General features: G+C 74.0%; 6 protein-coding genes. 5 read left to right on the top strand and 1 reads right to left on the bottom strand.

Going from position 1 to position 7411, the window contains the following annotated elements:
• Positions 1–184 precede the first annotated feature (184 nt).
• The 4 genes from ACWD4B_RS34525 to ACWD4B_RS34510 all read left to right on the top strand — a co-directional run bounded on the left by ACWD4B_RS34525 (position 185) and on the right by ACWD4B_RS34510 (position 4957).
• Positions 185–1648, top strand: a complete 1464-nt coding sequence (locus ACWD4B_RS34525; protein WP_451424481.1) for a DNA-3-methyladenine glycosylase 2 family protein — start codon at positions 185–187, stop codon at positions 1646–1648.
• 28 nt (positions 1649–1676) lie between these two features.
• Positions 1677–2174: a methylated-DNA--[protein]-cysteine S-methyltransferase gene (locus ACWD4B_RS34520; protein WP_451424480.1), complete on the top strand. Its 498-nt coding sequence runs from the start codon at positions 1677–1679 to the stop codon at positions 2172–2174.
• Between the two features lie 84 nt (positions 2175–2258).
• Positions 2259–4328 (top strand): protein phosphatase 2C domain-containing protein, encoded by a 2070-nt coding sequence (locus ACWD4B_RS34515; protein ID WP_451424479.1) that lies wholly within the window; start codon positions 2259–2261, stop codon positions 4326–4328.
• A gap of 122 nt (positions 4329–4450) precedes the next feature.
• Positions 4451–4957 (top strand): ATP-binding protein, encoded by a 507-nt coding sequence (locus tag ACWD4B_RS34510; RefSeq protein ID WP_451424478.1) that lies wholly within the window; start codon positions 4451–4453, stop codon positions 4955–4957.
• Between the two features lie 90 nt (positions 4958–5047).
• Here the strand turns inward: ACWD4B_RS34510 and ACWD4B_RS34505 are convergent, their stop codons facing one another.
• Positions 5048–6124, bottom strand: coding sequence for a DUF2637 domain-containing protein (locus ACWD4B_RS34505; protein WP_451424477.1), 1077 nt, complete (start codon positions 6122–6124; stop codon positions 5048–5050).
• Between the two features lie 409 nt (positions 6125–6533).
• Between ACWD4B_RS34505 and ACWD4B_RS34500 the strand changes: the two genes are divergently transcribed.
• A complete protein-coding gene (locus ACWD4B_RS34500) occupies positions 6534–7211 on the top strand; it encodes a GntR family transcriptional regulator (protein ID WP_451424476.1) in 678 nt (225 codons plus the stop codon).
• Positions 7212–7411 lie beyond the last annotated feature (200 nt).

The raw sequence follows: 7411 nt of genomic DNA, 5'->3' as shown, positions 1-7411 counted from the left end.
CTGAGGGGCGCGGGGAACTGCGCGACCAGCCACGACGCGCCCGCAGTCGACGTTCCCGGGGCTGGTGCGTCGGCTGCGGGCCGTCTGTGGTTGCTCGCGCAGTTCCCCGCGCCCCTTCGGGGCGCGGACCACCACGTCCGATTTCCGCCAGTCCGAGCCCGAAGCCTGTCGCAGACTGGGTGGCATGAAGGACGACGACCGCTACCAGGCGGTCCGCAGCAAAGACGCCCGCTTCGACGGTGCATTCTTCACCGCCGTCAGGACCACCGGCATCTACTGCCGCCCCAGCTGTCCCGCCGTGACCCCGAAGCGCGAGAACGTGTGCTTCTATCCCTCGGCCGCGGCCGCCCAGGGCGCCGGGTTCCGTGCCTGCCGACGCTGCCGGCCCGACGCCGTCCCCGGCTCCGCCGAGTGGAACGTCCGGGCCGACATGGTCGGCCGCGCCGTGCGCCTCATCGGTGACGGTGTCGTCGACCGTGAGGGCGTCGCCGGCCTCGCCGACCGCCTCGGGTACAGCTCCCGCCAGGTGCACCGCCAGCTCACCCAGGAGCTGGGCGCCGGGCCCGTCGCCCTCGCGCGGGCCCAGCGCGCGCACACCGCCCGCACGCTCCTGCAGACCACGGACCTGCCGGTCACGGAGATCGCCTTCGCGGCCGGGTTCGCGAGCGTACGGCAGTTCAACGACACGATCCGCGAGGTCTACGCCGCCACCCCCAGCGCCCTGCGCGCCCGGCCGGGCCGCCATGCCGGCGCCAGGGAGCCCGCGGCCGGGATCCCGCTGCGGCTCGCGCACCGCGGCCCGTACGCCGCGGACGAGATCTTCGGCTTCCTGCAGCGCCGCGTCATCCCCGGCATCGAGGAGACGACCGGCGCCCCCGGTGCCCGCACCTACCGCCGCACCCTGCGGCTCCCGTACGGCACCGGCATCGCGGAGGTCCACGAGCCGCGCCACGGCGGCGACGGCGCCTGGCTCGACTGCCGACTGCACCTGACCGACCCGCGCGACCTGTCGACGGCGGTCCAGCGCGTCCGCCGGCTGTTCGACCTCGACGCGGACCCCTGGGCCGTCGCCGAACGCCTCGGCGCGGACCCCCGGTTGAGGGCACTCGTCGCCGCCCGCCCCGGGCTGCGCTCGCCCGGGGCGGCGGACGCCGAGGAGCTCGCGGTACGGGCCGTGCTCGGCCAGCAGGTGAGCGTGGCCGCGGCCGCCGGCCTCGGCGGCACGCTCGTCGCCGCGTACGGCAAGCCGCTCGCCGCACCCGACGGCGGACTCACCCACGTCTTCCCCGACCCCGGCACCCTGGCCGGCGCCGCCCTGGACGAGCTCGGCATGCCCGACTCGCGCCGGCGCGCCCTGCGCGCGGTCGCCGAGGCGCTCGCCGAGGGCACCGTCCGGCTCGACCCCGGCGCCGACCGGGACGACGCCCAGCAGAAGCTGCTCGCCCTGCCCGGCATCGGCCCGTGGACGGCCGGTTACATCCGGATGCGGGCGCTCGGCGACCCGGACGTCTTCCTGCAGGGCGACGCCGGGGTGCGCCACGGCCTCGCCGCCGTCGGCGCCGCACCGGCGGACGCCGCGGCCTGGGGACCCTGGCGCTCGTACGCCGTGCACCACCTCTGGAACGCGCCCGCCCCGACGGCCGGTTGACGCACAGACCACGAAGGAAAATCCGATCATGCTCTACGACGAAATCGACAGCCCGCTCGGTCGGCTGCTCATCACCGGCCGCCCTTCCGCCACCGCACCCGGTGGCACGGCCCTGGTCTCCCTCTCCGTCCCCGGCCAGAAGAACGCCCCGGCCGTGCAGCCCGACTGGCAGCGCGAGCCCGCGGCCTTCGCGGAGGCGGCGCGGCAGCTGACGGCCTACTTCGCGGGGGAGGCCGAGGACTTCGACCTCGAATTCGACACCGGCGGGACCGAGTTCCGCCGGAAGGTCTGGGACGAGCTGGACACCATCCCGTTCGGCGAGACCACCACGTACGGCGAGATCGCCCGGCGGATCGGCGCCTCGCGTGCGGCAGTACGGGCGGTCGGGGGCGCCGTCGGAGCCAACCCCTTGATGATCCTGATTCCGTGCCATCGGGTGATCGGCGCGGACGGTTCGCTGACCGGGTACGCCGGGGGGCTGGAGCGCAAGGAGATGCTGCTGAAGCTGGAGGGTTCCCTGCCCTGATACGCCTCATGCGCCGCTCCACCCCCTGGGGTGGTGTTGGCCGTGCACTCTTCCCGTATGCCACGCAGTGTGGACAATAAGGGCATGGACCAGCGTGGGGACGATCTCGCCGGACAAGAGGACGCCTGGTGGCGAGAGTTGTACGGCAGAAGCGCGTCCGATACGGGCCCCGTCGCCGGGGGAGACAGCCTCGACGAGCGGTTCACCTCCGCCGCGGCGGTGGTGAGAGCGGAACCGCCCCGGCCGCGGGCGCCCGAGCCGCCGGTCGTCCCCACAGCTGCATCCTCGACGTCCCCCCCGTCCTCACCGCCCAAGCTCTCGCGCCGAGTGCCCCGGCAGTCGACGGGCTGGGGGGTGCTCCGCGACTCGCTCCCGGTGCCGTATCCGCCGCCCCCGCCACCGCCGCTGCTCACCGGCCGGGTGGAACTGCCGCCGCCCCGGGGGTCGGAGCGGCTGGTCCGTACCCGGCGCTCCGGCCCGGAGGAACAGAGCGCGCGCCCGCCGTCCTCGCCGCCCGCGCCGGAACCGGAAGCGGCAGGCACAGCGGGCGGGACAGCGGGCAAGACATCGGACAGGGCAGCGGGCAGGACATCGGGCGGGACCTCCGAAGAGGCCGACAAGCCGGGCAAGGCCGACAGTGGCGGCGGGGCGGTGGCCAAGGCCCCCAGGAACCACGGCAGTCGCACCCCCAAGGCCGCCAAACCCGTCAGGGCCGGGGGCAAAGCCGTCCGGCCATCGGCCAGGCCGGCCAAGCCCGCCAGGACTCCCGAAGTCGGTGAACTGGTCGACCCCGTCGGGCCGATCGCCCCGCCCGCCCCGTCCTCGGTGGACAAGCCCACCGAGCCCGTCGACCCGGCCGAACTGCTCGGTCCCGTCGAGCCCGTCGAACTCCTCGAACCGCCTGCACCTCCCGACCCCGTCGCCTCCGCAGAGCCGCTCGCCCCGCCCCCGCCGGCCGAGACGTCCGCGCCCGTGGTCACCCCCGAACCGTTCGACGCGCCGGAGGTCTCCCCGGTACCGGGAATGCCCCTGGTCCCGGCCACCCCCGCCGCACCACCCGCCACCCCCTCCTCGGAAGTCGCGGTCATCACCGCCTCCGCTGTCGCCCCGGTCGTCTCCGAAGCCACCGCCGGGCACGGCCTCGTCGAGGTCTCGGAGGTTCCCCCGCCGCCGGTCCGCCGTCGGGGACCCCGCTCGTACACGGCCGACTTCATCGGCCAGGGCCCGCCCACCTACGAGGCGGAGCCCACCTCCTGGCCCGGCGCCGACCCCGGCAGCCTGGACGACCTCGTGCCCGACACCGTGCTGGACGGCGCCCGTTACGGCGCCATGACGCTGCGCGCGGTGTCCCTGCGCGGCGACTCGGCGCGCTATCGCGGCGAGCCGCGCCGCGACGCCCTGCTCTCCGCGCGGTTCGGCACGGGGGACGACGCACTGCTGCTCGTCGCCATGGCCAGCGGGGCCCGGGCCGCCGAGGGCGCCCACCGTGCGGCGCGCGACATCTGCACCTGGATCGCCGGTTCGGTCGGCCGCAGCCACGCCCGGCTGTCCGAGGACCTGCACAACGGCCGGCGCAGCGAGCTGAAGTCGGGGCTGCACCGGCTGACCGACCGCTCCTACGGCCGGCTGCGCGCCCGCGCCGCCGACCTCGGCCTGCCCGCCGCCGAGTACAGCGCCTCGCTGCGCTGTCTGCTGCTGCCCGGCGACCCCCGGTGCCGGACGCGGGTCTTCTTCGGGGTCGGCACGGGCGGCCTGTTCCGGCTCCGCTCGGGGGCCTGGCAGGACCTGGACCCGGATCCCTCCCCGCCGGAGCCGCCGGCCGCCGAGCCCGCGGCCGCGTACGGCCTCGGCGACCGGATCACCATCGACCTCGGCATCGCCACCCCCGGCACCGCATCCGTCATCGACCCGGCCGAGGTGCCGGGCGAACCGTTCCGTTTCCGGGCCTCGATCTCCCGGCCGGGTGACGCGTTGCTGGTGTGCACCACGGGCCTCTCCGAACCCCTGCGCGGCGAACCGGAACTGGGCATCCGGCTCGCGGAACGCTGGGCCTGCGAGGAGCCGCCCGGACTGGCGGCGTATCTTGCGGACTCCCAACTCCGGGTCAAGGGCTACGCGGACGACCGCACCGCGTGCACGGTGTGGGAGGCGTAGGAAGTTTCGTTTCCGAACGCCATGTTGATGCAGTCGACAGGCGTCGTTCCGCCGAACCCGGGGCATGCATTGGCGTGAGCGTGTTCGACGCCGGGCGCCGGGAGGGGGCGGGTCCGAAAAGCATGAAACGGCGGACTGCACAGTGGGCGGGCGCGGAGAGCGGCGACGGTCCGGGAGACACGGGGGAAAACGACCGGTGGGATGCGGAGCCCTCCTGGGAAAGACGGCTCCGGCACCGGGACTTGGGGGCCGTCGCGGAAGTGCGCGCGGCCCTGCGGCACATGCTCGCCGCCTGGGGGGAGCCGGGGCGGGCGGGCATCGCGGAATTACTGGCCAGTGAATTGGTGACGAACGCCCTGGTGCACACCGACGGCCCCGCGGTCGTCACCGCCCGGCTCACCGGCGGCGGCCCGTCCCCGGCCACCAAGGGCCGGCTGAGAGTGGAGGTGCGGGACCTCGTACCGCGCCGTCCGACGCTGCGCGTACGCATCCCGGACTGCGACCCCACGGCCGAGGCGACGTCCGGGCGCGGCCTGCTGCTCGTCCACTCCCTGGCGGACGCCTGGGGGGTACAGGCCCATGGGGTGGGCAAGGCGGTCTGGTTCGAGCTGGACGCACAGGAGCCCTGAGCCGAAGGAGAAGGCTCAGGGCTCCTGTTGCGCGTCCCGCAGGGGCGCTGGGGGCACCTCCCAGCGGTAGCTGGGGGAGGAACTGCCGGTTCAGCCGAGCTTCCGCTCCCCATGCCCCAGCCGGGCATCGCGTTCGATCCGGGCGAGCTTGGCCTCCAGCGAGTCGAGCCGGGGGATGGCCTGGGTGTCGTCCTCGGCTGTGAGGTCGATCGGCCCCGGACGACCCGCCGACTGCAGCGGGCGGGAGCGGACGGGGAACTCCCCCGGGTCGGCTATGGAGGGCTCCGAGCCGCCGAGCTGCGCCGGTTGGGCGGGTGGCGGCACGGACGCCGCGGCGACCTCCACCTGACGCCCGCCGCGCATGCGGCCCCACACCCGGTTCTGCCGGTTGTAGGCCTTGAGCCGGGCCCGCTCCAGCTTGCCCGCCTCGCGGCGGCGCATCCGGTGCTGTGCCTGCTGCCGCTTGTCCTCGCGGACCTCCTCGACGGCCTCGTCCAGCGACCGCACGCCCTCCAGGAGCATCAGCGACCAGGCGCCGAAGGTCTCGCGCGGCGCCCGCAGCCATCGCACCATCCGGATCTGCGGCAACGGGCGTGGTACCAGGCCCTGTTCGCGCAGCGCCGCCCGGCGGGTCTGCTTGAGCGCGCGGTCGAAGAGCACCGCGGCCGACAGCGACATGCCGGCGAAGAACTGCGGTGCCCCGGCATGGTCCAATCCCCGTGGCGCGTGCACCCAGTTGAACCAGGCCGCCGCGCCCGCGAAGGTCCACACCAGCATCCGGGAGCCGAGCGCCGCGTCGCCGTGGCTGGCCTCGCGCACCGCGAGGACCGAGCAGAACATGGCCGCGCCGTCCAGGCCGAAGGGCACCAGATACTCCCAGCCGTCCGTCAGCCCCAGGTTCTGCTGCCCGAAGCCGACCAGGCCGTGGAAGGAGAGGGCCGCGGCGACCGCGGCGCAGCAGAAGAGGAGGACGTACGAGACGCTGCCGTAGATGGCCTCCTTGCGGCGTCTGCGGTCCTCGCTGCGCTCCCAGGAGTCCGAGCCTGCGGCGGCCTCCTCGGGGTGGGCGTGCCGGCCGCGCGCGTACACCGTCACCGCCACCACTGCCCCGAGGAACGCCACGGCACTGGGGAGCGCCCAATTCAGCGGTATGTCGGTCACTCTCATCTTGCGTCCCTTGCATCGCAGTACGGCGTTTCGCGCGCCATCCTGACGGAATCGCGCCGGGCGCCATAGGGGATCGCAGCAACTCGCCGCCAATGGAGGCCAAAGACATACGGATAGGTGTGAAAATTTTCGAACGCCGGTCAGGGGCAAGGGATTTGGGTTCTAATTAATCCACTCGAACGGGTGGCGTAGTCGATTCGGCGTGCTGACAGTCGGTCGATGCGGTCCATGTCACTCGTGCGAGGGCAGGTGCAGCAGTGTCCGGGGGTGCGGAGGGCGCGGGGGAAAGCGGCAGAAACCGCAGCTCGTGCCGATCGTTAATAGGTTAGGTTTACCTTATCCGGATGGATTCGGGTTTGAACTGCCGGATCCGCCGCCTATGGTTCCGTTTGGACACCAGGAGGACCGGATGGAGCAGGGCAGACCCCACGCCGCAGTGCCCGCGCAGGCGGACGCCCGCGGCGAGCACGTCCACGAGGCGTACGAGCGCCCGGCGCGCCGGGTCCCCCAGCGGTACTCCGTGCGCGGCCAGGTGCTGGACGCGCTGCGCAAGGCGCTGGTGAGCGGCGAGCTCATACCCGGCGAGGTCTACTCCGGGCCGGTGCTCGGCGAGCGGTTCGGGGTGTCGGCGACACCGGTGCGCGAGGCGATGCAGCAGCTGGTCCTCGAGGGCGCCGTCGAGGTCGTCCCCAACCGCGGCTTCCGGGTCGCCAGCCGCACCGCCCGCGACCTGGCCGAGCTCGCCGAGGTCCGCGCGCTCCTGGAGGTCCCCGCCGTGCTGCGGCTGGCCGGCGCCGCCCCCGCGGGCTGCTGGGCCGGGCTGCGCCCGCTGGCGGAGCGGGCGGCCGCGGTCGCGGTGTGCGGCGACCGGGCCGCCTACGCGGAGGCGGATCGCGCCTTTCATGGCGCGCTTTTGGCCTTGGCGGGGAACCGGCAACTGGTACTGGTTGCGGAGGATCTTCAGCGTCGCACGCCTGCGACGGACCTTACGCGGGATGCGGCCGAGCATCTGGTGTTGCTCGATGCGTTGGCGGTCGGGGACATGGGGCGCGCGGAGGATGTGCTGAGGCGGCACGTTCACGGTTAAGTGGTTCGCTGCGGGTTCGCTGTGACAAGGGCCTGCCCGGCGGATCTTCGTCACGCGGTGCCACGGCGCGCCCGTCAGGGGCGCGGGGAACTGCGCGCTCAGCCACGACGCGCCCGCAGTCGGGGTTCTCGGGGCTTCGCCCCGGACCCCTGGGGTGGTGCGTCGGCTGCAGGCCGTCGGTGGCTGGTCGCGCAGTTCCC

The organism is Streptomyces sp. NPDC002536, assembly GCF_053594995.1.
The sequence above is the reverse complement of the archived record's forward strand: the minus strand, read 5'-3'. Positions and strand labels throughout refer to the sequence as shown.

What these genes read in the sequence shown, in the direction of transcription:
- ACWD4B_RS34525 (WP_451424481.1), top strand. Translation starts at nt 185, where the DNA reads ATGAAGGACGACGACCGCTACCAGGCGGTCCGCAGCAAAGACGCCCGC.
- ACWD4B_RS34520 (WP_451424480.1), top strand. Translation starts at nt 1,677, where the DNA reads ATGCTCTACGACGAAATCGACAGCCCGCTCGGTCGGCTGCTCATCACC.
- ACWD4B_RS34515 (WP_451424479.1), top strand. Translation starts at nt 2,259, where the DNA reads ATGGACCAGCGTGGGGACGATCTCGCCGGACAAGAGGACGCCTGGTGG.
- ACWD4B_RS34510 (WP_451424478.1), top strand. Translation starts at nt 4,451, where the DNA reads ATGAAACGGCGGACTGCACAGTGGGCGGGCGCGGAGAGCGGCGACGGT.
- ACWD4B_RS34505 (WP_451424477.1), bottom strand. Translation starts at nt 6,124, where the DNA reads ATGAGAGTGACCGACATACCGCTGAATTGGGCGCTCCCCAGTGCCGTG.
- ACWD4B_RS34500 (WP_451424476.1), top strand. Translation starts at nt 6,534, where the DNA reads ATGGAGCAGGGCAGACCCCACGCCGCAGTGCCCGCGCAGGCGGACGCC.